Source organism: Glaciecola sp. 2405UD65-10, assembly GCF_048820975.1.
Taxonomy (GTDB): Bacteria; Pseudomonadota; Gammaproteobacteria; order Enterobacterales; family Alteromonadaceae; genus Glaciecola.
Genome location: NZ_JBMEUF010000001.1, coordinates 28,002 through 52,425, shown reverse-complemented (window position 1 = coordinate 52,425; position 24,424 = coordinate 28,002). Strand labels below are relative to the sequence as shown.

Here is a 24,424-nt window from a genome sequence, read left to right as displayed (position 1 = left end):
AGCTTGCAGCTTTCATCATTAAAAATTACGCTCGAAACAAAGCATAATTAAAACCGCTTGATTTGCGGCGCGCCACTTGTTTTGAAATATGAAACATGGGAAGCATCATAGGTCCCAATAAAATCCCAGCCATTACCCAGCGCTTTTTTGCCATCCCGTTGCGAACAGTTTCAACAAAAAAATAAGCAGCACAAAGTATAAAGCTAGCTATAATTAAAAATGTCATCATTTTCTTTAGCCTTTTACTTTGATATTACACTCGAGTTACAACATAAACTTTGTTTACTCGAAGAAGATTTGAATAATTATTATACGCTACTTCAGTATAAAAGAGTTGAATGTTTAGTATACAAAAAGCATATTGCGATTAAAGCCTCATAACTTTCTTTTCAATAATCGCTTAGCTATATCCAAAAAAAAACCGAGAGCAAAGCTCTCGGTTTCATATTAGTTTTTCTAGCTTAAGCGTAGAAAGACTGCTTCTTATCACGCATTTCCACTAAAATTTTAGCTGGCGTGTATTTTTCACTGTAAGTACTAGCGTAATGCTCTAAGCGCGCTACTAAATGCTCCATACCCAGCTCATCCATATAGCGGAATGGACCGCCTTTAAATGGTGGGAAGCCAATACCAAATATTGCGCCAATGTCACCATCACGAGGAGAACGAATAACATTTTCTTCTAAACACATGGCCGCTTCATTAAGCATTAGTAAAACACAACGTTCCACTACAGTAGAGTCAGTGTACTTGCTTACCGGTGAAACACCTAAAAGCTCATAAATAGTTTCATCAACCGCTTTACCAGGCTTTTTGCCAGAATAGTCATAGAAGCCTGACTTATTCTTTTTACCTTTGCGGTCATTTTCAAGTAACTTATCAAATGCACTAGGTGATGCAAAACGTTCACCAAATTGCCCCATTAATATCGGAATAATTTTAGTGCCTACATCTATGCCTACTTCATCTAGTAACTTAAATGCGCCCACTGGGAAGCCAAATTTAACTAGCGCTTTATCAATAGCTTCAATTGGCTGGCCTTCCATTGCTAAAAACCCGGCTTCGCTCATGTATGGCGCTAAAATACGGTTAACATAAAAACCTGCACCGTCTTTAACAACTATCGGGGTTTTACCTTGGCGCTTAGCAAATTCTACGGTAGTAGAAATGGTTTCATCAGAAGTGCCTTCATGAGGGATTACTTCAGCTAGAGGCATTTTATCTACCGGTGAGAAGTAATGAAGGCCAACAACATTTGCCGGGCGTGCAGCATTGGCAGCAATATCAGCAATTGGAATTGAAGACGTGTTCGATGCAAAAACTGTATTTTCATTACAGTTTTGTTCGATGTCTGCCACCATTTTTTGTTTTAAGCCAACATCTTCAAATACCGCTTCAACCACAATGTCTAAATTCTTGTAACCGCTATAGTCTAAACAACCAGTAATGTTTGCAAGTTGCTTTTGCATTTGCGACTTCAACATAAAGCGTTTTTTGACTTTCTTATTAAGAATGTCATAGCTGTACTTAATAGCACCGGCAATACCGTTTTCGTTTATGTCTTTAATGCGAACAGGAACATTCGCTTTAGTCGCCGTAACAAACGATATACCACCGCCCATTAGGCCGCCACCAAGTACGCCGGCCTTTTTAACTTTCACTGGCGCTACGCCATCCACACCGTTTTCTTTTTTCATTTCGGTAGTCGCAAAGAAAATTTCGCGGAGCTGTTTTGACTCTGGCGTCATTACTAACTTGCCAAACAGTTTAGCTTCCGTTGCATAGCCTTTTTTACTATCGCTTAAACCCGCCTCAATCGCATCAATAATGTACATTGGTGCTGGGTAATTACCTTGGGTTTTAGACAGGGTTTGTTCGCGCCCTTTTTTAAATAAAATACCGCGGCCAAAACTTGTGTCTTCTAGCATTTTATTGGTAACTGATTTTTTCTGCTCACGCGTTTTAGGCTTTTGACCTGCAAGTTCTATTGCTACATCCATAAGAATGGATTCTGGCACGCAATCATCCACAATGCCGTATTTTTTAGCTTGCTTAGCTCGAGCTGGCGCACCTGTAAGCATCATTTTCATGGCGGTTTGTACGCCAATCAGCTTGGGTAAACGCTGCGTTCCGCCGCTACCAGGTAATAAGCCAAGCTGTACCTCAGGTAAACCTAGTTGGGTTTTATCGCTATTTGTACACACTCGGTAGTGACACGCCAAAGCTAACTCTAAACCACCGCCCAGTGCAGGGCCGTGAATGGCGGCTACAAATGTCTTTTTACTCTCTTCCATGCGATCAAATAATTTTTGACCCTGTATAGATAGAGTTTCTGCATCCTCAGCGGTTTCGCATGCCGCTAGCATGCTGACATCAGCACCCGCTACAAACGAATCTTTTTTACCACTAGCCACTACAACGCCTTTTATGTCGTTGTCTGTTTCAATTTCATCAAGTATTGCGCCAATTTCATCCCCAAAATCACCTTTGAGGGTGTTCATTGACTCACCTGGCACATCCATAGTTAGGATGGCAATACCGTCTTCACGTTTTTCTAAAGTAAAGGCACTCATTATTCAGTCTCCACTATCATAGCTGCACCAAGTCCACCCGCTGCACATGCTGTAAGCAAGCCTGTACCACCGCCGCGGCGATTTAATTCATTTAACATTTGCGTGATCATACGCGTACCCGTTGCAGCAAATGGGTGGCCATACGCTAATGAACTGCCCATTACATTGAATTTTTCCATATCGATTTCGCCAGTCGCTTTGCTGCGTCCAAGCTTCTCTTGAGCAAACTTGTCACTTGCGAACATCTTGATATTAGCCAAGGTTTGCGCGGCAAATGCTTCGTGCATTTCAATAAGCGTCAAATCGTTTAAGCTCATCCCTGCGCGTTCAAGCGCCATTGGTGTAGCATAAGAAGGCCCCATTAACATATCTTCCCATACGTCAATTGCTGCAAATGCATAGCTCTTAAGGTAACCAATTGGCTGATAACCTAGCGCTTTCGCTTTACTTTCTGTCATCATTACCACCGCAGAAGCACCATCGGTTAATGGTGTTGCGTTCGCCGCTGTTACGCTACCGTGCTTTTTATCAAATACCGGACGTAATTTTGCGTAGCCCTCTAGCTTACTGTCAAAGCGAATATTATTATCGCGAGACAACGCACCCTTATAAGGTTCAGCATAAGCTGTCATTACTTCGCCATCTAAATTACCTTGCTCCCAATTTTGAGCAGCTAAAGTGTGAGAGCGATGTGCTAAGGCGTCTTGATCGGCGCGCGAAATATTATGTGTTTTAGCCATTTGCTCAGCAGTTTGCCCCATTGACAAACCGGTTGAGTATTCTGCAACCGCTGGTGGAACTGGCATTAAGTCTTTAAGACCAAGCTGTCTGAAAATAGCGAATTTTTGTCCGAAAGTGCGAGCTTTTTGTAAATCAACTAAGGCTCTCGCTAATTTCTTCGATACACCAATTGGCGATACTGAGGTTGAATCAGCGCCACCGGCAATACCCACATCAATATTGCCAACAATCATTGACTCAGCAATATTTACCGTTGATTGAAAGCTTGTTGCGCATGCTCTTGATACGCTGTATGCATCAGTGTGAACGCCCATCCCCGTGCCTAAAACTACTTCTCGAGCAATGTTTGGCGCTTCAGGCATTTGCACAACCTGACCATAAACAACCTGCTCTACAATAGCGGGATCAATGTCGTTTTTGATCATTAGTTCATTTACGACCATTTTGGCCAAATCAACCGCAGGCACACCATGAAAATAGCTAGCCATTTTCGCGAACGGTGTACGCAAGCCTGAAACGATAGCTATTCTGTCGCCACCTTGCGTTTTAAGTATTTGTTTATTCGACATTTTCATTCCTTAGTTAAGAATATTTAGTCATTCACTCTTCAAAGTCTGGTCTGACCACTGGGTGCGGATTGTTGCAAAATATCTCGCAAATAGCAAATAAAGTGCGTTTGTGAGTCTACTGTACAATAAATACTCAGCAAGTTCTTTACATGGATGCAAACATGAAACTTTTCAATAGAATGAAGGTCACAAAGTCGCTTAATCTTGAATCAATGGCATTAAAGTCGAATATTTGCAGGCAAATAGCTTTTATTCCAAAACAGACTTGAGATTTTCAATTGAATACCTATATAGATGCCAAAGATAGCATTGTTATATAACAGCATTAGGTTTAGGCGCACAGGTGTGCGTATACTCTGTTTTAAATCGTTTTATTGGGAAGTTACATGCATAGTCAATTCAGTACGCTACTTGCGCATTTGGACTCACAAGTCTTGGGGCAAAGCCATTTAACCCAAAGTATCTTAATTGCCTTATTGGCAGATGGTCATTTACTGGTAGAAGGCCCTCCAGGTTTAGCCAAAACGCGCGCTGTTAATGCACTTTCTGATGGTATTGATGCTAACTTCCACAGAGTGCAATTTACGCCTGATCTACTGCCAGCTGACTTAACCGGCACCGATATTTATCGCCCTGAAACCGGGGAATTCATTTTTCAAAAAGGCCCATTGTTTCATAACTTGGTATTAGCCGATGAAATAAACCGAGCACCGGCCAAAGTGCAGTCAGCTTTATTAGAGGCCATGGCAGAGCGCCAAATTACGGTAGGTAGCACAACGTATAAGCTGCCCGAGCTATTTTTAGTAATGGCAACGCAAAACCCGCTTGAGCAAGAAGGCACTTACCCACTCCCTGAAGCTCAGCTTGACCGCTTTTTAATGCACGTTGAAATTGATTATCCTGATGCTGCAACTGAACACAAAATTTTAGCCCTCACGCGAAACGAGGCGCTATCGCAAGCTAATAACAGTTTATTAGCTAACACGGCTAAACTGTTACAAGAAGATATTGCTACAGCACGTACCGATATACTTAAATTGCATGTATCAGAAGCAGCTGAAACCTATTTGGTGCAGCTGATTATGGCCACACGTGAACCTGAAAAATACGATGCTGACCTAGCCTCTTGGATAGATATTGGCGCAAGCCCTAGAGCGACTATTGCTTTAGAAAGATGCGCAAGAGCACACGCATGGTTGCATCAGCGTGACTTCGTAAGCCCTGAAGATATTCAAGCAGTGCTGAGCAACGTGCTGCGTCATCGACTAATTTATAGCTATCATGCACAAGCACAAGGCGTTACTCCTAATCAAGTAATCAGTAAATTAGTCTCGTTGGTACCCGTTCCATAAACTAGGATAGCTATGAGCAAGGTGCTAATAGAAAGTACGCTACAAAAATTACTTAGCGATGGAGTAAGGGTAAGTATGCCTGAACTCATTCGATACAAAGGGATTGCCAGCCGCCTAAATCTGCAACCTGCTTCGGCGGTTCGAAGCAGTATGGCAGGCACGCTTAGTTCGCGTATTAAAGGGCGCGGCATGGAGTTTGATGAAGCGCGGCATTATCAACCCGGGGATGATATTCGAAGCATTGATTGGCGCGTAACTGCCAGAACGGGTAAAACGCATACCAAATTATTTAGAGAAGAACGAGAACGCCCAGTGTTGGTGTACATTGATTTACACAACAGCATGCACTTCGGTACTCAGCTTTTATATAAATCAGTACAAGCCATACATTGTGCGGCTCTTATCAGTTTTTCAGCCCTTTCGCGCGGTGATAAAGTGGGCTGTGTAGCAATAGATGAAGAACAAGATATTGAATTAAAACCCAAGGCCACATCTAAGCATGTGCTAGGAATGCTTAATCAAATTGTTAATTTACAAAATAAGGCGGTCAGTAACTTAAGCGAAACGCGCCTTAGTCATGAACGAAAGTTAAGCCGCGAAGCCGGACTCAACAAACTGGCCATGCTCGCTAAGCCCGGAACACTTGTGTACCTCATATCTGATTTCACGCATTTTCAAAGTGAGGCGTTTGATGCAATAGGGAAAATGCAACGGCATTGTGAGATACGCCCGCTGCAAATTTTCGATCCTATTGAATTTGCATTACCTCAAATGAAAGGGGCAAATCATGTGCAACTTACTGACGGACTTAACGAGCAATCTATTAACTTAGGTGACTCTAATTTAGCCAACCAGTACCAAACGGCTCGAAATCATTGGTTCCTTGGCCTTTCTAATAGCATGGCCAAACACAGTATTCACTTGCGTACTTTAAGTGCCTCTAGCCCTTTAGAAGACCAACTCATAGCATCGAAACGAGGATTAGTGCTAGGAGCCACCGTATGAATCCACTTGATCAACTAGCTGATATTCAAACACCTGGCGCTGTAGCATGGTGGCCTTTAGCATGGGGATATTGGGTCTTAATTGCCTTATTGGTTTTAGTAGTGCTTGGCGCGGTTTATGCGTTTATAAAGCAGCGCACAGCCAGCAGAGTAAAACGCGAAGCCTTAGTGTCGTTGCAAAACATCCCAGCCAGCGACATCTACTTTGCACACAAGGTGCAAGTGATACTCAAACAAACTTGTGGTTATTATTTTACGCAAACCGCCAGCAGCCAACTAGCCGGTAAAGCTTGGCAAAAATTTCTGCTAGCGCATTATCAGGGAGCCTCTCCTGAAGATGTTCAAGCCATGGCCCAGTGTATACAACACCGTTTATATGCGCCTGCAGATGAAAACAGTCCCAATGTGCAAGAAAACGAAAAACTTCGTTTGTGGGCACAGCATTATATTAGTACCAGTGCAAAGTGGGTAAAGTCATCATCAAAGCTTAATGGCACGTCAAGCGAGGTGGCTCATGTTTGAACTTCAATGGTGGCCCGTTTTATTCATCCTCCCTTTACCATTTTTAATCGCATGGCTGCTCCCCCCTGCTAATCAAGAACAGCAAAGCGCCTTGTATTTTCCGCATGTTCAGCAATTTACAGGTGGGCAAGCCCAGCGAAGCCAACGCCCTATCGCTAAACTCGGTTTAATGAGTCTAGCTTGGTTGTTATTGGTGGTATCAGCAGCGCGGCCAATGTGGTTTGGCGAGCCAGTATCCATTCCCTCTGAAGGGCGAGACTTAATGCTGGCAGTTGATTTGTCAGGCAGTATGCAACAACAAGACATGCAAGTGAATGGCCGCACTGTAGATAGGTTAGACATGGTTAAATCAGTAATGGATGACTTCATTGAGCGCCGCGTGGGTGACCGCCTTGGCCTGATATTGTTCGCTGATACCGCCTATTTACAAACACCTCTTACATTTGATAGAGAAACCGTTAAGCAATTGCTAAGCGAAACCGTCATTGGTTTGGTAGGCGATTCTACCGCTATAGGTGATTCAATTGGTTTAGCTGTAAAGCGTTTTAGTGAAAAAGAACGCTCAAATCGCGTGCTCATTCTACTTACCGATGGCCGAAACACCGCTGGAAATATAAGCGTTGAACAAGCATTGGAATTAGCTATTGCAAATAAAGTCACTATTTACGCGATAGGCGTGGGCGCAGAAGAACAAATTCAAAGCGGTTTGTTTGGCCAGCGACGTATAAATCCCTCTATGGATTTAGATGAAAAAACCCTCATTAACATTAGTAAAAGTACTGGCGGGGCTTATTTTAGAGCACGAAGCGCACAAGAGCTTTCCCAAATTTACGAGTCATTAGATATTTTAGAACCTGTTGAAGGTGATGAGCAAACACTTAGACCTCGTGCAGAGCTCTTTTACGTTCCTTTATTAGCAAGTCTTTTCATAGCCGGCCTTATGGCTATTTGGCCTTTGCTACTCAAATTTGCAAGCATGATAACTGCTTCCAAAGGAGTAAATTAATGGACGCGTTATATCAATTTATAGAAAATTTTCAGTTTAGCCGGCCTGCCTTCTTACTCGCAATCATTCCTTTGGTAGTAGTGTGTGTGCTTAAATTGAAATTTGGTCAAAACCAAAATGCTTGGCAACAGTTACTGCCAAAACACTTATATCAAAATTTAATTATCAGTAAGGGCTTAGGAAGGTCTAATCGGTTTGTGCATGCTGCGCTTACTGGATGGATTATTGCAATTTTAGCGCTGGCTGGCCCTGCTTGGGAGAAACTGCCACAAGCGGTGTATCAAACGCAAGCTGGAAAAGTGCTATTGATGGATATGTCGATGTCTATGCGGGCTACCGATTTGAGCCCTAATAGGCTCACTCGCGCTCGATTCAAAGCCATTGATCTAATTAAGCAACTCAAAGAAGGTGAAACAGGCTTAATAGCCTACGCCGGTGATGCATTTGTGGTAAGCCCGCTAACTGATGACAGCAACACGTTAAGTAATTTAATACCCAGTTTAAGCCCTGATATAATGCCAACGCAGGGGAGCTCTGCACTCACTGGCCTTCAGCGCAGCAGCGAGCTTTTAGAAAGTGCGGGATACAAAAGTGGTGACATTTATTGGATTACCGATGGTATAAGATACGATGAACTTAACGATATTCGCGAGTTTATTTTGCAAAGCGCGTTTAATGTTTCAGCCCTTTTAGTAGGAACTGAAGAAGGCGCACCCATCCAGCTCATTGATGGTAAATTAATGAAAGATTATACAGGCAGTATTGTGGTACCCAGCATAAATGAACGCTATTTAAAGCAAGCCACACAAGGAACGAAAGCAAGTTATAGCTTATTTGCCAGTGACAACAGTGATATTGATAAAATAAAGAGAGCACTTAATTTTGAACAACAACGCCAGGCTGAAAAAGTGGAAGATACCCAAGGTGATACTTTAAAAGACATGGGCCCCTTTTTAGTTCTTTTACTATTACCTTTTGCTGCGTATGCATTTCGTAAAGGTATAATGGTACTAGGGCTAGTGAGCGTGTTATCAGGATTAAGCTTAAGCGGCTTATATAGTGCACCGAGCTATGCGCAGGAAGTTGATGCTCAGGCCTTGCAGGAACCAAAAAACAAGATAAGCATGGTTGATAGCGTGTTTAAAAACGCTGATCAAAAAGGCAAGTTAGCCTTTGACGCGCAAAACTACGAACAGGCCAGTAAGTTGTTTGAAGACCCTCAATGGCGCGCTGCCAGCGCCTACAAAAAAGGTGACTACGAAACAGCCGCGTCTATTTATGAACAATTGCCAGGGCTTGAAAACACCTATAATTTAGCCAATGCGCTTGCTAAGCAAGGCCAGCTTGAGGAAGCAATAGACGCGTACAACAAAGTACTTGAGCAACAAGCTAACAATGCCCAAGCCTTACAAAATAAGGCGATTGTTGAAGAATTATTAAAACAACAAGAGCAGCAAGAACAACAAGATCAGAATCAGCAAGGTGATAATCAAGAACAGAACCAAGAAAACAACCAAGAGCAAAGCGACGAACAAAATCAGCAGCAAGAAGGCAATCAAGAAGACGCTGATGGCGAACAACAAGATAAGCAACAAGAGCAAGATGAACAATCGCAAAGCAGCGATGAAAGCCAAGAACAAGGTGATTCGCAAAATCAACAGCAGCAGGATGATCGCAGCTTAGAAGATGAAGCACAAAAGCCCGGAAACGAAGAACAAGAGCAGCAGGAACAAGGTCAAAGCGAACCTGAGTCAAACAGTGAAGAAAACCCAGGTAGTAACGAAAATCAAGCGCCTCAAACAGAACAAACATCTGAACAAGAGCAGCAACAAGCTATTGATAATTCACAATTTAAAATGGAAAATTTAAGCCCTGAAGAACAAGAAGAAATGCAACGCTTGCAGATGATTTTAAATAAAGTGCCTGATGACCCTGCTTACTTACTGCAAAGAAAAATGTTGCTTGAAGCCCACAGACGTAAAAACACGCCTGCTCCCCCTACTCACGAAAATTGGTAATTATTAATGAAACTGTTACGACTTTTTTCTCTCTTAATACTAGCAAACCTAATTAGTACCGTAGCGCTGCCAAAACATGCGTTGGCGCAAGTCACTGAGTTAACAGCAACTGTTGATCGCAACACCGTACTACTTGACGAATCTATTGAACTTTCAATTACGGCCCGAGGCAGCGCAGACAGAGGCGCAATCAATTTTGATGCCTTGAAAAATGACTTTAATGTGAGCACCCCATCCATTAGCCAATCGACGCAAGTAATTAATACTACTATGACCCGCTCTGTTACTTGGAGAGTAAACTTGTATCCTAAAGATGCTGGCGTATTCACCATTCCAAGTTTTGAGGTAGACGGTAAACGCTCAAACTCATTTGCGGTAACGATATTGCCTTTAGATGCGCAAAACAAAAACGAGCCAAGAGATTATTTTGTTGAAGCTAGCTTAAATAACGATAGCGTGTATTTGCAGCAACAATTGCTTTACACGATTAAAATTTATCTCTCAAAAGACATTCAACGCGGTAATTTAAGCTTGCCTGTTCTAGAGGGCGCAATCATAGAACAGCTAGGTGAAGATAAAGACTATCAAGAAATTACCGACGGCATTAGTTATAGAATTATTGAGCGCAACTACGCGATTATTCCACAATCAAGCGGTGAATTTGAAATAAGCGGCCCAATATTTGAAGCACAGGTATTAACTAGTTCACGACAAAGCTTTGCTAATTTTGGCAGAACAAGAAGTATTGCACGCCGCGCGCCAAATGTTACCTTAACCGTAGAGCCTATGCCTGAGAATTATCCTTACACTTGGCTACCAAGTGACTTCGTTGAAGTAAGTGAGCAGTGGCAGGGAGATGAAACAACACTTGAAGTGGGCGAACCCATTACCCGCACTATTACGCTAACCGCAATGGGCTTAACTAAAGAGCAACTGCCAAAAATAAGCAGTTTATACCACCCCTCTTTTAAGGCTTATCCTGAGCAAGCTCAGCTTTCCAGTGTTCAGCATAACAATTCAATCGTTTCTCAAGGGGTTTACAATACCGCTATTATCCCCTCTCAGGCGGGTAACTATGTATTGCCTGAAGTTAGAGTACCTTGGTTTAATGTTAAAACTGGGAAAACGGAATTTGCATTACTGCCGGCCAAAAGTGTTGAAGTAAAGCCTGCATCTAGCGCAAACAATGTTCCCGTTCAGGCTGGGGTAAATGATGCGCAAAATAGCGAGGACACAAGCACTGAGCTTGTACAAGCCCCAAGCCAAGAACAAGCTTCAGATTTGACAGCAGTAGCCGCGAACAACACTTATCCGAATTGGCTAGTTTACGTATTAGTATCGACCAACGTGTTTACTTTAATTTTGGCACTTGTATTGTGGCTTTCTCGCCATAATCAAAGCACTGAAGCTAAGGCTAGTGAAGGCAAACCCGTGCAAAATAGTGCGTTAACCGAGCAAACTAGTTTTGCTCAATTAAAAGCGGAATTAGAACAAGGAAAGTTAGATAAGCTATCGTATAATTTGAATCAATGGTTAAGCTTATTGCTTGGCAATAATCATCATTCAATTAGCTTGAGCTTAAGTAAACAAGCACAAAGCGATGCTGTAAACTCGGCCTTATCACACTATAACAAGGTGCTGGCAAGCCAATATTCAAACAAAGATGCGAAGCAAGATTTCCCAGCGTTCATCAAAAGCTTACAGGAATATCGTAATAATGTTTTACAGACGAAACCTACCTCTCCCTTGCAGGCGCTTTATAAGAAATAACGCAATATACTGACGAAAATACAGAAAGCGCGCAAGTTGCAAAGGCTTGCGCGCTTTTTGTATGTAACTGAAGCTTCATTTTCCTCGCTATTTGCCCTATTTCGCTTACACTTAACTACCTGCAAAAAAATATTTGTAATTATGAGAAATAAATCTGAACAAGCCTCGGTCTTATCAGACATGAATAATAAACAAACACGATATGAAGCCTTGGTGAAGGCACTGCACGCAGACATATACCGTTATGCCGTGTGGCTCATAAAAGATAAAAGTATTGCAGAAGATGTAGTGCAAGAAACTTTTTTGCGTGCTTGGAAGTCACTTGACTCTTTAAAAGATGAAGGTGCTGCCAAAGCTTGGTTAATCACGATTCTAAGAAGAGAGAATGCCCGCAGATTTGAACGCAAACAGTTTGATACAGTAGATATAGACGATGTTTCAGTTGAAGATCCTGTTGCGCACAGTGAAGAAAATATTCACCAACGTGAAATTCGTAAAGCCATCTCAAGCTTGAGCGAAGAATATCGAGAGCCGCTTACTTTGCAAATTATTATGGGCTTTAGCGGTGATGAAATAGCAGAACAACTTGGTCTAAATAAGAATACGGTAATGACCCGTTTGTTTAGAGCACGTAACCAACTTAAAGAGATACTTACCTCTCAGATAACATTTGGGGAGCAAATAAATGGATGATTTAACATTTAGAAAAACGGTATTAGCAGAACCCTTCACCACCAACAGTGATGTGATAGAAGCTGCTAAGAATGACCCTAACAAACTGGCCTTCTGGAATGAAATTAAGGCAATGGAAACAGAGTTACAGGCCGCTATGAATATTCCAGTACCTGACACCTTAGCTGAGCGCCTCATTTTGCGCCAGTCTATAAGTGAACATAAAAAAGAATATAAGAGACGCCCTTGGTATTTGGCGCTAGCAGCATCGGTATTACTTGCAAGCGTGTTAAGTGTAAGTATGATTTTTACTGGTGACAGCAAATTTACAAATGACGTGTATGCACATGCAGAGCATGTTGAATATGAATTAATGAAGAGCAAAAAAGTTGACCTTGATGCTATCAACAATAAATTAGCAAGCTTTAATGGGCAAGTGAATGGCGACATTGGTGAAGTGCTTTCTGCCAATTATTGCTACTTAGACAAAATAAAAAGTTTGCATATGATTATTCGTGGTGAACACGGTCTCACTTCACTTTTTGTAGTACCTGATGCAATAACACAAGGTATGAGCAGTTCATTTAGCAACGGCATTTTTGAAGGCGCATCATTTTTATTAGAATCGGCTAAAATTATTGTGGTTGGCGAAAATAAAAGCGATGTTCAAGAACTTGAGCATTTAGCTAAGTCAGCCTTACTATTTTCAGCATAGTCGTAATGCATTTAGGCTATAGTGGATAACCATTATAGCCTTTTGCTTAGTGTGTAAATATCATCTTAAATCCCCTATTCATTGCTTCTTTTACTCTTTAAACATTTCCTTGAACAATAGGACTTGTGCTACTTACCTTTAGATCTCTAGATAAAATGTTAAGATATAGCCTACTTAACAAGAATAATAAGAGGTCTACATGGAAATTGGCACTTACGTCTCGCTCGCTATTTATTTTATCGCAATGTTAGCAATTGGACTTTATGCGTTCAAAACTAACGAAGATAGCGCATCTGGTTATTTGTTAGGTGGACGAAAATTAAGTGCGCCAGTAGTTGCTCTTTCTGCGGGAGCTTCTGATATGAGCGGCTGGATGCTTATGGGGGTTCCCGGTGCAATGTATTTATCAGGCGCTTCTTCTTTATGGATTGTATTTGGGCTTATTTTAGGTGCTTGGATCAACTATTTAGTGGTTGCCCCTCGCCTACGCGTGTTTACAGAAGTAGCTGATGATTCTATTACTCTCCCTGACTATTTCGAAAATCGATTCTTAGATAAGTCTCGCATGTTAAGAGTAATAGGCTCTATTGTTATCATCTTATTTTTTACCTTGTACACATCAGCTGGTGTTGTTTCCGGCGGTAAATTATTTGAATCCTCGTTTGGACTGAGTTACGAAATGGGCATTTATATTACTGCTGGTGTTGTTGTTACTTACACATTCTTTGGTGGTTTCACAGCGGTATCGTTGACCGATTTCATTCAAGGTATCATCATGTTCATTGCACTAATATTAGTGCCTAGCGTGGTACTTTTTGAACTGGGCGGTATTAATTCAACGTTAAACTCTTTGCAAACAATCAACCCTGAACTTCTATCTTTAATGACTGACGCCAATACCGGCAAGGCCCTTTCAATTATTGGCATAATCTCATTGTTTTCTTGGGGTCTAGGGTATTTTGGCCAGCCTCATATTATTGTGCGCTTTATGGCAATAAAAGGGGTAGAAGCATTACCTGCTGCTCGACGCATAGGTATGAGTTGGATGATCATATCCCTAATGGGCGCAGCGATGACGGGTATTTTTGGCTTAGCTTACGTAAATGCTAATAACATTGCCCTAGATGACCATGAAACTATTTTCCTTGTGCTATCGCAACTTCTGTTCAACCCTATTATTGGTGGTTTTTTATTGGCGGCAATTTTAGCGGCGATTATGAGCACAATTTCATCTCAATTATTAGTCACATCAAGTTCTCTTACTCGGGACGTTTACGCAAGCTTTTTAAATACTAAGGCCAGTGAATCACAGCAGGTATTAGTGGGTCGAATTTGCGTAATTGTTGTGGCTATTGCGGCCATCATTTTAGCACTGGGTGAAAACAAAACGATTTTAAGTTTAGTGAGCAACGCTTGGGCAGGCTTTGGCGCAGCGTTTGGCCCATTAGTGTTACTCTCATTAACTTGGGGAAAAATGACTAAAAACGGCGCATTAGCAGGAATGGTAGCAGGCACGGTAACGGTTTTAGTATGGATATTTGTACCCATTGATGAACAAGGCGCTACATTATCTTCAATTATTTATGAAATAATCCCTGGGTTTTTGGTATCTGCTGCCGCTATAGTGATAACGAGCTTAGCTATGCCTGATAAAAATACCGAGGCGAGCGACTTATTTGCGCGCTTCATCGCCAAATTCGATGCATTACATCAAAGGTAAATGTAACTACGTATGTCATTTTTTTCTGCCCGACAACCTATTTTAGATACCGATAAAAATATATTCGGTTACGAGTTATTATTTAGAATAAGTAGCGATAACATCTTTCCTGACGTAGATGAGGAAGCTGCCACGTCTAAAATGATTGAAGGCCTACAGTTTGATTTAGGCCTAGATAAAATAGCCTCGGGCAAATGGGCATTCATTAACTTTACAGAACAATCACTCTTAAATGCATATCCGAACATGCTTCCTAAAGAAAAAGTTGTTGTAGAGGTATTAGAAACCGTTACACCTACGCCAGTGGTATATAAACAGTTGCAAACCCTAGCTATTGAAGGATACGTCATTGCACTTGATGACTTTATTCATAGCGATGCTTGGGAGCCATATTACAAATTTACGCAAATTATAAAGGTAGATTGCAAGTTCATTTCTCAAACTGAACTTGACGACATACTCGACGTTAAGGCGCGCTTTCCGCATATTAAGCTCTTGGCTGAAAAAATTGAAAACTACAAAGAGTTTATACGCTATGAAAAACTCGGCTTTGAACTCTTTCAAGGCTACTTTTTCGCAAAGCCAGAGGTAATTAAAAGTGTCAGTTTATCGAGTTCACAATCTGTATTATCAGGCCTGTTAAGCGAAGTTACTAAAAAAGTTCCTAATTTTGCGCAAATAACCAAGCTTTTTGAAATTGATGTGGCCTTGTCTTTTAAGCTACTGCGTTATACGCAATCCCCCATTTTTAAACGACGAAAGAGCATTGATAATATTAAACAAGCGGTTGTGTTGCTTGGACATACAGAATTAGAGCGGTTTGTGATGCTTCTGTTTGCAGCAACCATAGGTGAAGGTAAACCCACCGCGTTAATTAAACTATCTATTCACCGAGCAAAATTTTGCGAGCAGTTCGCAGAGCGCGCTAAGTTTGACAAAGAAGTGTCATCAGCCTTTTTAGTTGGCATGCTTTCCTTAATTGATGCCATGCTAGATGCAGAACTAGAGCAACTTATAAGTGCTATGCCGCTTTCTGACAGTATTAAAGAGGCGCTTGTTCTTCACCAAGGTTTGTTATCAGAGTTTATTGCGCTTTGCCAATACTGCGAAACCGGTGATTGGGAAGCAATGGAAGCCGCTGGCGAAAAGTACAATATCACTTTGGACGAACTTCTTACCATATATCAAGACGCTGAACTATGGGCAAATGAGAGGCTATCTGCGCTTAAATAAAGTATAGCCTACATATAATCAAAATAACGAAATAACCCTTCTGTTATAAGCAAAAACTCCTTTAAAGGCTATATTTCACAAGCTTATAACAAAATAAACTAATAAGTTATAAAATAGTAATTAATCATGCTTTTTTATCATAATTAGTTTTATAGACCTATGTTATGCTTATATCAATAACGAAATTTAGAATATAAGTTTTAACAAAGGGTCAATAAATCCATGTCAGAAAATATGCCTTCAATTAGCCATCTTAAGCAATTAGAAGCTGAGAGTATTCACATCTTTAGAGAAGTTGCCGCTGAGTTTGAAAACCCAGTGATGCTTTATTCTGTGGGTAAAGATTCATCAGTATTATTACATTTAGCGCGTAAAGCCTTCGCGCCTGGCGTTATTCCTTTTCCATTATTGCACGTAGATACTACGTGGAAGTTTAAAGAAATGATTGAGTTTCGTGACAAAATGGCAAAGAAACATAACCTAAACCTTCTGGTACATACTAATCAAGATGGTATTGACCAAAACGTTGGCCCTTTTACAGTGGGCAGCGCCAAACACACAGACATAATGAAAACAGCGGCTTTAAAACAAGCACTTAACAAGTATAAGTTTGACGCTGCTTTCGGCGGCGCTCGCCGCGACGAAGAAAAATCACGTGCTAAAGAACGTGTTTATTCCTTCCGTGACGAAAATCACAGATGGGACCCTAAAAATCAACGCCCTGAACTTTGGAATATTTATAATTCGCAGATTAATAAAGGCGAAAGTATTCGTGTATTTCCTATGTCGAACTGGACCGAGCTTGATATTTGGCAATATATTTATATGGAAAACATCGAAATTCCACAACTGTATTTAGCCAAACCACGCCCTGTAGTTGACCGTGATGGCGTGTTGATTATGGTTGACGATGACCGCATGCCATTAGAAGAAGGCGAAGTGCCTATGATGAAATCAGTTAGATTCAGAACGCTAGGTTGTTACCCGCTTACCGGCGCCGTTGAATCTGAAGCAAATACGCTTCCTGATGTGATTCAAGAAATGCTACTGACAAAAACGTCTGAGCGCCAAGGCCGAGTGATTGATCATGATTCATCAGGCTCAATGGAGAAGAAGAAAATGGAGGGTTATTTTTAATGTCGAGCAATATAGTATGGCATAAGCACACTGTTGATAAAGACACCCGAGCCAATAAGCTTAAACAAAAGCCAAGTGTTATTTGGCTAACGGGTTTGTCAGGCTCAGGGAAATCAACCATTGCAAATCTTTTAGAAAAACGCCTGTTTGAAGCCCAACATGCCACTTACCTGCTAGATGGTGACAACGTACGCCATGGTTTGTGCGGTGACTTAGGCTTTGATGACAAAGCACGTGTTGAGAACATTCGCCGAATTAGTGAAGTGAGTAAGTTGTTTGTAGATGCAGGTTTAATTGTGTTAACTGCGTTTATTTCTCCATTTAAAGCTGATCGCGACTTTTGCCGCTCATTGTTAAATGAAGGCGAATTCATAGAAGTGTTCGTTGATACGCCTCTTGAGGTGTGTGAACAACGAGATCCAAAAGGCTTGTACAAGAAAGCGCGAAGTGGCGATATTAAGCACTTTACCGGTATTGACTCTGATTACGAAGCCCCGGCTTCACCTGAAGTTCATTTGCAGTACCAAGACGAGCCTGCTGAAGATACGGCTGAACGTTTGTATCAAGCGCTAAAAACAAAAGGATTTGTATCGTGAGTGAATTTGTATTGAATGAAGCCAATATTCAAGCCGTTACCAAAATTGCTGTTGAAGCCGGTAACAAAATTTTAGAAATTTATGATAAAGACTTCGCTATTTACGATAAATCTGACTCCAGCCCTTTAACTGAGGCCGATTTAGCCGCGCATCATCACATTGTTGATGCCTTAGAAGCGCTATGTGATTTACCTATTTTGTCAGAAGAGTCGAGCGATATAACTTGGGATGAACGCAAAACGTGGACCCGATATTGGTTAGTTGATCCGCTTGACGGTACGAAAGAGTTCATCAAGAAAAACGGTGAATTTACGGTAAATATAGCGCTAATTGAGTATGGCCAACCTACCTTTGGTGTTGTACATGCCCCCGTGCTTGAGAAAACGTATGTAGGTGTTAAATCAAGTGGCGCATACATGATTGAAAAAGGCGAAAAGCGCTCTATTAAAGCTAGCCCGCACAAAGCAGGGGAAGCATGGAAAGTAGTGGGTAGCCGCTCACATCAAAGCCCCGAAATAAATAAGATAATGGATGCTTTAGATGGTGAAAAAGAACTGGTTGCAATGGGAAGTTCATTGAAACTTTGCTGCGTAGCCACTGGTGAAGCACATTTATATCCTCGCGTTGGTCCAACTAGCGAATGGGATACTGGCGCTGCACATGCAGTGGCTTTAGCCGCTGGTGCAAAAGTTACCGTACTTGACCCAAATACCCCTTTTGATGCTGACGCACATCCACTGCGCTACAACCAAAAAGAATCAATTTTAAACCCTTATTTCATGGTAAGTTGTTAATATGTTTAACGAAAACGAATTATTAAGAAGTGATATACACGAATACCTTGCAGCACACGAACGCAAAGATTTGATGCGATTTTTAACCTGCGGTAGCGTAGATGATGGTAAAAGCACCCTAATTGGACGCTTACTGCATGACTCAAAAATGATTTATGAAGACCAACTTGCGGCTATTACCAAAGACAGTAAAAAAGTAGGTACCACTGGCGAGAAAGTCGATTTAGCACTACTGGTAGATGGATTACAGTCAGAGCGTGAACAAGGTATTACTATTGACGTTGCTTACCGCTACTTTAGTACTGATAAACGCAAATTCATAATTGCAGACACACCAGGACACGAGCAATACACCCGCAACATGGTTACAGGTGCATCTACCTGTGATTTAGCTATCTTAATGGTAGACGCTCGCGCGGGTATTAAAACACAAACTAAGCGTCATTCATTTTTAGCATCATTGCTGGGTATCAAGCATGCCATTGTTGCGGTAAATAAAATGGATTTAATGGATTTCAGTGAAGATGTATTTGAAAGTATTAAAGCTGATTTTTTAGCGTTCTCTGAGCAGTTAAATATTCCTGATATTCGCTTTGTTCCTATGTCAGCCCTAGAAGGCGATAACGTAGTGAACAAAAGTGAACATACGCCTTGGTATAGCGGCCCGACTCTTATGGAAACATTGGAAAATATTGAAATCACCACGCAAAAGAATGATGATTTTAGATTCCCAGTACAGTACGTAACCCGTCCGAACCTTGACTTTAGAGGCTTTGCCGGAACTATTGTTTCTGGAAGCATTAAACCAGGCGATAGCATTACTGTTTTACCTTCAGGTAAATCTTCAACCGTTAAGTCAATTTACACCTTTGATGGCGACCTTGAAGAAGGAAGTGCGCCTAACGCCGTCACATTAACATTAAACGACGAGATTGATATTTCCCGTGGTGACATGATTGTTAAATCTGACAACCTACCCTTAAATGCAAATAGCTTTAAAACGCACATGGTATGGATGGCAGAAGATGCGCTTATTCCTAATAAACAATATAGCTTTAAATTTGCGACTAAACTAGTGGCGGGCAGTGTGTCTACTATTGACCATAAAATAGATGTAAACACGCTTGAAACTGGGGAAGCACTGCATTTAAACTTAAATGAAATAGGCGTAACTGACATTCGACTTACGCAAAATGTTGCGTGCGACCCATATACCGCTAACCGTGCAACGGGTGCGTTCATAGTGATTGACCGCATGAGTAATAGTACCGTGGGTGCAGGGATGATTCTTAGCGCAAATGATGGCGGCGGTGCACCTGCTGAATATTCAGAATTTGAACTTGAGTTTAATGCTTTAGTAAGAAAGCACTTCCCGCATTGGGGTGCTGCTGATATCAGCCAAGGGTAAAATCACCTTGCTGCAAACTCAGTAAATTACGTTAAAAAGGAGTGAATGCAATATGTTCACTCCTTTTTTCTTGTGTTTTACTATTTACCTTGCAAAACTCAAGGTAACTTTACGATGTAAGCTAATAACAATTCTGCTGTTCAAGCAGCCACGAGCTGTGCCAACCGCAAATAATATAATAAGAAATTGCTAATCTATGACTATTGAACAAGTGCTCGTTTTACTTATTTTTAGTGCCACCATGGCAGCACTTATTTTCACGCGCAAGCGCCCTAGTGCTATTTTTGGAGCAAGCACTCTTGCCCTGCTCCTAGCGCAACAATTAGATCTAAATACTATTTTAACGAATGTGACTAACACCGGCTTAGTAACATTAATTCTGCTTCTTTTGATAAGCCATTCAATTGATAAAACCACCCTAATAGTGCGTCTTGGCCGCGCGCTGCTCACCGGTAGTTATGCAAAGAGTTTTTTGCGCATGTTTGCTCTCACCTTCACATCATCAGCATTGCTTAACAATACAGCGGTAGTAGCAAGCCTAATAAGCCCTATTAAACAAAACCAATTACACCCACCTTCTAAATTGTTAATACCTTTATCATACGCCGCTATTCTTGGTGGCACGGTTACACTAATAGGCACTTCAACTAACTTGATTGTAGACAGCTTCTTAATTGAACATGGGCATCCTGGTTTTGCATTCTTTGATTTTACTATTTTCGGTATTACCGCCGGTTTAGCGTGCGGTGTTTTATTGTTTTTACTTAGCCCTCTTCTGCCCACTTTGGAAGCCACACAAGGTAATTATCAAAGCTATTTGCTTGAAGCTGACGTAGAGCCAAACTCTGAGTTAGTCGGCAAAAGCATTGAACAAAATCATTTAAGAAATCTTCCTGAGTTATTTTTAATTGAAATAGTCCGCCAAGGTTCGGTTATAAGCCCTGTAGAACCCGACATGGTCATTCAAGAGCACGATAAACTTATATTTACCGGCAACGTTAAAAAAATTGATAGCATAGGCCATGTTAAAGGCTTAACCATGTTTGCCGAAGCCAATGGTTTATTGAGTGAAAACTTAACTGAAGTGATTGTATCGAATCGCGCCACTATATTGGGAAAAACCCTCAAGCAAATTGGCTTCAGGGCCTTATTTGACGCAGCCGTTGTGGCTATTCGAAGAGATGGCGAGGCTATATCAGGCAAGCTAGGTGAATTGAAAATTCAATCGGGCGATTTTTTATTACTGGCCACCGGCAACGACTTCCAGCGCCGCGACAACATTAGCAAAAACTTCTTTGTTGTATCTGAACAAAAAATTACGCGCAAGCTATTGCCTTGGCAGGAATATTTCACGTGGTTCGGTTTTATTGCCGCCATAGCCTTAGCCGCAAGCTCAATAGTGCCACTTGCTACCGGCTTATTGTTTTATGCTGCGAGTTTAGTTGCTATTAAAATTGCTTCCATTGCAGAATTTAAGCGCAATTTACCTCTTAACCTAATTATAGTGATTGTGGGGGCATTGAGTTTAGCAACCGCCTTGGAGAATTCAGGCATTATTCAATTAGCATCAAACTATCTAATGCCGTTATTAGGAGATGCTAACCCAATTTACGCCTTAATAACCATATACATTATGACGGTACTACTTACTGAATTTGTGACCAATAACGCGGCGGCAGCACTGATGTTCCCGTTTGCTTATGGCTTAACAACCGCTATGCAGTTACCTATTATGCCCTTTGCACTAGCAGTTGCCTTTGCGGCCAGTGCAAGTTTCATATCGCCCTATGGTTACCAAACGAATTTAATAGTATTTAGTGCATCACAGTATAAATATAGTCACTTTGCACGAATAGGCCTACCTATTTCAGTATTATTTGGCACAATTGTGCTTAGCATGCTTAATTGGTTTTATTTATAAACCTTAAAACGGGTTGCTGGTGTAGCCTTGTTGTTGCAATAAGGCATGTGCTGTCATGGCTGACAACTCAATTTCCACGCCTTCAACAAGGTGTTTTAATTCAACCGCATTAGCGGCTGCCGATTGCCCACACAAAATTACGCGCACATTATTTTCCATAAGGGCCTCTAACAAAGGAATGTTCGCGTTTTCAGTGCCTTTCTTGTTTTTATACGCATCATTGTTCATTAGGTCAAAAATAGCTTTGCCATGAACCACTAGCGCTAGCGATATGTTTTCTTTCTTAACACCCGCCGCTACATGCATATTTATAAAGCGCGCTAAACTATCAAATTTACGGTTCACCTTTCCATCATCAGCCGCACTTACCGCATCAAATGCCACTTTGAAACTAGAATCGATACCAACCGAACTACTAGGTACATCAGCGTACTTGCCAAATTCAGTAATGACAGTACCCGCTTTAAATGTGCTCATTTGAGCAAAAGATGTAGTACTCAAACAGCATAGTAAAACAGAGCTAGCTAATAATTGTTTCATTTTAGTATTCCTTTTATTCAAGTCCAACGATGGCTTTATTACTAGGCCAAGATTTTTCTGTTATCTATTTTCACGCTTATTATGGCTTTCGTGCTTATCAATTAGTAAGTCAGCATAAGAACGAAGCTTATCTTTTGAGCGAAGTGCATCAAATGGGTCAACCTTACTATCAGAAGTTTCAAGCGCTTTGGCTTTTGGCTTTACTGATACTTCGTCACCGCCGGTTTTTGCCTTTGCAAATTTTTGTCCAAGAATGCCAAGCAAAGATTTATTGGCCGTGTCATTTACAGCTTGTTTTTCTTTTCGCCTGTTGGCTAAATGATTCGCAAAAATAAACAAGGCGAAGCCCACTATCCAAATTAACCATTTAACTATAAACGATGCACCTACACTAACAGCTTCACCCGAGGTTTGCGCATATGCCAAATAGTCATCATGTATTTGCCCCACAATAAATATACAGGCAATTAAAATTATTAGGCTAACAATCATAAATTTATAACGTCGCCATAACAGCCCTGAAAGCACAATATTAATAAGTTTATTCATACATTATCCAAAAAAGTTAAGGCCTAATACGGCTAAAACTGCCAACAGCCCTTTTTCTCTAATATTGGCATAAATTTGTGCTTCCTCTTCTTGAACGATTACTTCGAGTTCTTCGGCAGAAAAGTCATCAGGAGATTTTTGCGCCAACACTATGCGCGTTTTAGCGCGGCTAATTGCCTTCTCTCGAATAGCTGATTTAACCTTGTTTGATAAGGTAGAAAATGGATTTTGCATAATATTCCTTATTAAGATGAATGCTGAGTATAGCGGAATAATTATGAGGTTTGGCATAAACAGGCAGGCATGTCTTAAGTAAATTGTAAGCAAAATTATCTAAATTGCACAAAAATAGAACACCGCAATGCATTTAATGCACAATTTTATAGCTTAGTTATAAGATATTCGCACGTACCCTATTGATTAAAAGATTAAGTTTGATACCATCACGTGGTATTAACTAAACATAGAATTGAAATGACCCAAATAGCAAATTTTACTCATCACCATCATATCCGCACCTAACCTTTCAGGTATGTGCTTGGAAGGTTGTGTTTCCTTCCCATGGCGATGACATAAAATTGAAGCCCTCGGAAGGAAACTTTCGGGGGTTTTTCAATTTAAGACCTATCCCTGATTTTGAGTAAATTCGCACACGTTTTTAAAAATTAACAAGGAATTATCCATGAGCGATAGCAATAGACTACGAATAGCAGTACAAAAATCAGGCCGCTTAAGCGATGACAGTATTTCATTACTTAAGGCCATTGGTGTTAAATTGCAGATTAGAGATAGATTGCTAATTGCTCATAGCACGAATCAACCCATTGACCTTTTGCGTGTGCGCGATGACGATATTCCGGGCCTAGTAATGGATGGCGTTGTTGATTTAGGCTTTATTGGCGAAAACGAACTAGAAGAAAAAATGTTAGAGCGCCAAGCTGCCAATAAACCTAGTGACTTTAAAACCCTTCGCAGGCTTGACTACGGCGGATGTAGATTATCTATTGCTGTACCGAATGAAATGGATTACAACTCAGTTGCCTCATTAGATGGTAAAAAAGTAGCCACCACCTACCCTTATTTACTAGAGCGTTTCTTTAAAGATAAAGGCGTAAGCGCTCAAGCGGTAATGTTAACCGGTTCAGTAGAAGTGGCGCCGCGAGCTGGTGTAGCTGATGCGATTTGTGACTTAGTTTCTACAGGTGCTACTTTAGAAGCAAATGGCTTACGTGAAGAAGACGAAGTATTTGTATCAAAAGCGGTGTTAATTCAAAAATCAGCGCCTTTATCTGAAGATAAACAAGCTCTTATTTCTCGCTTTTTGCCGCGTATTGACGGCGTACTACAAGCCAAAGAAAGTAAGTACATTATGCTACATGCGCCTAAAAGTTACTTAGAGCAGGTAAAATCATTGCTACCTGGCGCTGAAAACCCAACGGTATTGCCTTTAGCAGGTCACGACGACCGCGTTGCCATTCACGTAGTCAGCTCTGAAACACTGTTTTGGGAAACTATGGAAAAATTAAAGTCTTTAGGTTGTAGTTCAATTTTGGTGCTGCCAATTGAAAAAATGATGGGCTAATG

Annotated in this window: 22 protein-coding genes and 1 other annotated feature; of the genes, 16 read left to right on the top strand and 6 right to left on the bottom strand. The window is 41.1% G+C overall.

The features are described 5' to 3' along the window. Nucleotides 1-25 precede the first annotated feature (25 nt). From ACOI22_RS00265 to fadI, 3 genes are all read right to left on the bottom strand, one after another. The gene (locus ACOI22_RS00265) at nucleotides 26-229 is read right to left on the bottom strand and encodes a hypothetical protein (RefSeq protein ID WP_420669040.1); all 204 of its coding nucleotides are present in this window, start codon (nucleotides 227-229) and stop codon (nucleotides 26-28) included. Between the two features lie 232 nt (nucleotides 230-461). Beyond that, nucleotides 462-2,573 carry a fatty acid oxidation complex subunit alpha FadJ gene (gene fadJ / locus ACOI22_RS00260; protein ID WP_420669038.1) on the bottom strand — a complete coding sequence of 704 codons (2,112 nt, stop codon included), beginning with the start codon at nucleotides 2,571-2,573 and terminating at the stop codon, nucleotides 462-464. After that, a complete protein-coding gene (gene fadI / locus ACOI22_RS00255) occupies nucleotides 2,573-3,883 on the bottom strand; it encodes an acetyl-CoA C-acyltransferase FadI (protein ID WP_420669036.1) in 1,311 nt (436 codons plus the stop codon). The genes fadJ and fadI overlap by 1 nt, the downstream gene beginning before the upstream one ends. A 386-nt stretch (nucleotides 3,884-4,269) precedes the next feature. Here fadI and ACOI22_RS00250 point away from each other — a divergent pair, with 386 nt between their 5' ends. The 15 genes from ACOI22_RS00250 to ACOI22_RS00180 all read left to right on the top strand — a co-directional run bounded on the left by ACOI22_RS00250 (nucleotide 4,270) and on the right by ACOI22_RS00180 (nucleotide 21,751). Continuing rightward, nucleotides 4,270-5,235 (top strand): AAA family ATPase, encoded by a 966-nt coding sequence (locus ACOI22_RS00250; protein ID WP_420669034.1) that lies wholly within the window; start codon nucleotides 4,270-4,272, stop codon nucleotides 5,233-5,235. 12 nt (nucleotides 5,236-5,247) lie between these two features. Further along, nucleotides 5,248-6,240, top strand: coding sequence for a DUF58 domain-containing protein (locus ACOI22_RS00245; protein ID WP_420669032.1), 993 nt, complete (start codon nucleotides 5,248-5,250; stop codon nucleotides 6,238-6,240). Next, a complete protein-coding gene (locus tag ACOI22_RS00240; RefSeq protein WP_420669030.1) occupies nucleotides 6,237-6,761 on the top strand; it encodes a DUF4381 domain-containing protein in 525 nt (174 codons plus the stop codon). Before ACOI22_RS00245 ends, ACOI22_RS00240 begins: the two co-directional genes overlap by 4 nt. Then, entirely contained in the window at nucleotides 6,754-7,767 is a 1,014-nt protein-coding gene (locus ACOI22_RS00235) for a vWA domain-containing protein (RefSeq protein WP_420669028.1), read from the top strand. The genes ACOI22_RS00240 and ACOI22_RS00235 overlap by 8 nt, the downstream gene beginning before the upstream one ends. Then, nucleotides 7,767-9,785, top strand: a complete 2,019-nt coding sequence (locus tag ACOI22_RS00230) for a VWA domain-containing protein (RefSeq protein WP_420669026.1) — start codon at nucleotides 7,767-7,769, stop codon at nucleotides 9,783-9,785. Before ACOI22_RS00235 ends, ACOI22_RS00230 begins: the two co-directional genes overlap by 1 nt. A gap of 6 nt (nucleotides 9,786-9,791) precedes the next feature. Then, on the top strand, nucleotides 9,792-11,555 hold the full coding sequence (locus ACOI22_RS00225; protein ID WP_420669024.1) for a BatD family protein: 1,764 nt from the start codon (nucleotides 9,792-9,794) through the stop codon (nucleotides 11,553-11,555). A gap of 141 nt (nucleotides 11,556-11,696) precedes the next feature. Continuing rightward, nucleotides 11,697-12,248: a sigma-70 family RNA polymerase sigma factor gene (locus tag ACOI22_RS00220; protein ID WP_420669022.1), complete on the top strand. Its 552-nt coding sequence runs from the start codon at nucleotides 11,697-11,699 to the stop codon at nucleotides 12,246-12,248. Further along, the gene (locus ACOI22_RS00215; protein ID WP_420669020.1) at nucleotides 12,241-12,942 is read left to right on the top strand and encodes a DUF3379 family protein; all 702 of its coding nucleotides are present in this window, start codon (nucleotides 12,241-12,243) and stop codon (nucleotides 12,940-12,942) included. The genes ACOI22_RS00220 and ACOI22_RS00215 overlap by 8 nt, the downstream gene beginning before the upstream one ends. A gap of 199 nt (nucleotides 12,943-13,141) precedes the next feature. Then, on the top strand, nucleotides 13,142-14,662 hold the full coding sequence (gene putP / locus ACOI22_RS00210; RefSeq protein ID WP_420669018.1) for a sodium/proline symporter PutP: 1,521 nt from the start codon (nucleotides 13,142-13,144) through the stop codon (nucleotides 14,660-14,662). A gap of 12 nt (nucleotides 14,663-14,674) precedes the next feature. Continuing rightward, nucleotides 14,675-15,895 (top strand): EAL and HDOD domain-containing protein, encoded by a 1,221-nt coding sequence (locus tag ACOI22_RS00205; RefSeq protein ID WP_420669016.1) that lies wholly within the window; start codon nucleotides 14,675-14,677, stop codon nucleotides 15,893-15,895. Between the two features lie 222 nt (nucleotides 15,896-16,117). Beyond that, entirely contained in the window at nucleotides 16,118-17,032 is a 915-nt protein-coding gene (cysD, locus tag ACOI22_RS00200; RefSeq protein ID WP_420669014.1) for a sulfate adenylyltransferase subunit CysD, read from the top strand. Then, a complete protein-coding gene (gene cysC, locus ACOI22_RS00195) occupies nucleotides 17,032-17,628 on the top strand; it encodes an adenylyl-sulfate kinase (RefSeq protein ID WP_420669012.1) in 597 nt (198 codons plus the stop codon). The genes cysD and cysC overlap by 1 nt, the downstream gene beginning before the upstream one ends. Next, the gene (cysQ, locus tag ACOI22_RS00190) at nucleotides 17,625-18,422 is read left to right on the top strand and encodes a 3'(2'),5'-bisphosphate nucleotidase CysQ (RefSeq protein ID WP_420669010.1); all 798 of its coding nucleotides are present in this window, start codon (nucleotides 17,625-17,627) and stop codon (nucleotides 18,420-18,422) included. Before cysC ends, cysQ begins: the two co-directional genes overlap by 4 nt. Nucleotide 18,423: 1 nt before the next feature. After that, on the top strand, nucleotides 18,424-19,830 hold the full coding sequence (gene cysN / locus ACOI22_RS00185) for a sulfate adenylyltransferase subunit CysN (protein WP_420669008.1): 1,407 nt from the start codon (nucleotides 18,424-18,426) through the stop codon (nucleotides 19,828-19,830). A 196-nt stretch (nucleotides 19,831-20,026) separates the two neighbouring features. Then, nucleotides 20,027-21,751, top strand: coding sequence for an SLC13 family permease (locus ACOI22_RS00180; protein ID WP_420669006.1), 1,725 nt, complete (start codon nucleotides 20,027-20,029; stop codon nucleotides 21,749-21,751). Nucleotides 21,752-21,754: 3 nt separating this feature from the next. On the opposite strand, the gene ACOI22_RS00175 is transcribed toward ACOI22_RS00180, so the two are convergent. The 3 genes from ACOI22_RS00175 to ACOI22_RS00165 are packed head-to-tail and all read right to left on the bottom strand — an operon-like array spanning nucleotide 21,755 to nucleotide 23,074. Then, nucleotides 21,755-22,291: a DsrE family protein gene (locus ACOI22_RS00175; protein ID WP_420669004.1), complete on the bottom strand. Its 537-nt coding sequence runs from the start codon at nucleotides 22,289-22,291 to the stop codon at nucleotides 21,755-21,757. 60 nt (nucleotides 22,292-22,351) lie between these two features. Continuing rightward, nucleotides 22,352-22,840, bottom strand: coding sequence for a hypothetical protein (locus ACOI22_RS00170; RefSeq protein WP_420669002.1), 489 nt, complete (start codon nucleotides 22,838-22,840; stop codon nucleotides 22,352-22,354). A 3-nt stretch (nucleotides 22,841-22,843) separates the two neighbouring features. Further along, entirely contained in the window at nucleotides 22,844-23,074 is a 231-nt protein-coding gene (locus tag ACOI22_RS00165; RefSeq protein ID WP_420669000.1) for a hypothetical protein, read from the bottom strand. A 263-nt stretch (nucleotides 23,075-23,337) separates the two neighbouring features. Beyond that, nucleotides 23,338-23,457: a sequence feature (His leader region), on the top strand. 65 nt (nucleotides 23,458-23,522) lie between these two features. On the opposite strand from ACOI22_RS00165, the gene hisG reads away from it, so the two are divergent. Then, nucleotides 23,523-24,422 carry an ATP phosphoribosyltransferase gene (hisG, locus tag ACOI22_RS00160; RefSeq protein WP_420668998.1) on the top strand — a complete coding sequence of 300 codons (900 nt, stop codon included), beginning with the start codon at nucleotides 23,523-23,525 and terminating at the stop codon, nucleotides 24,420-24,422. Nucleotides 24,423-24,424 lie beyond the last annotated feature (2 nt).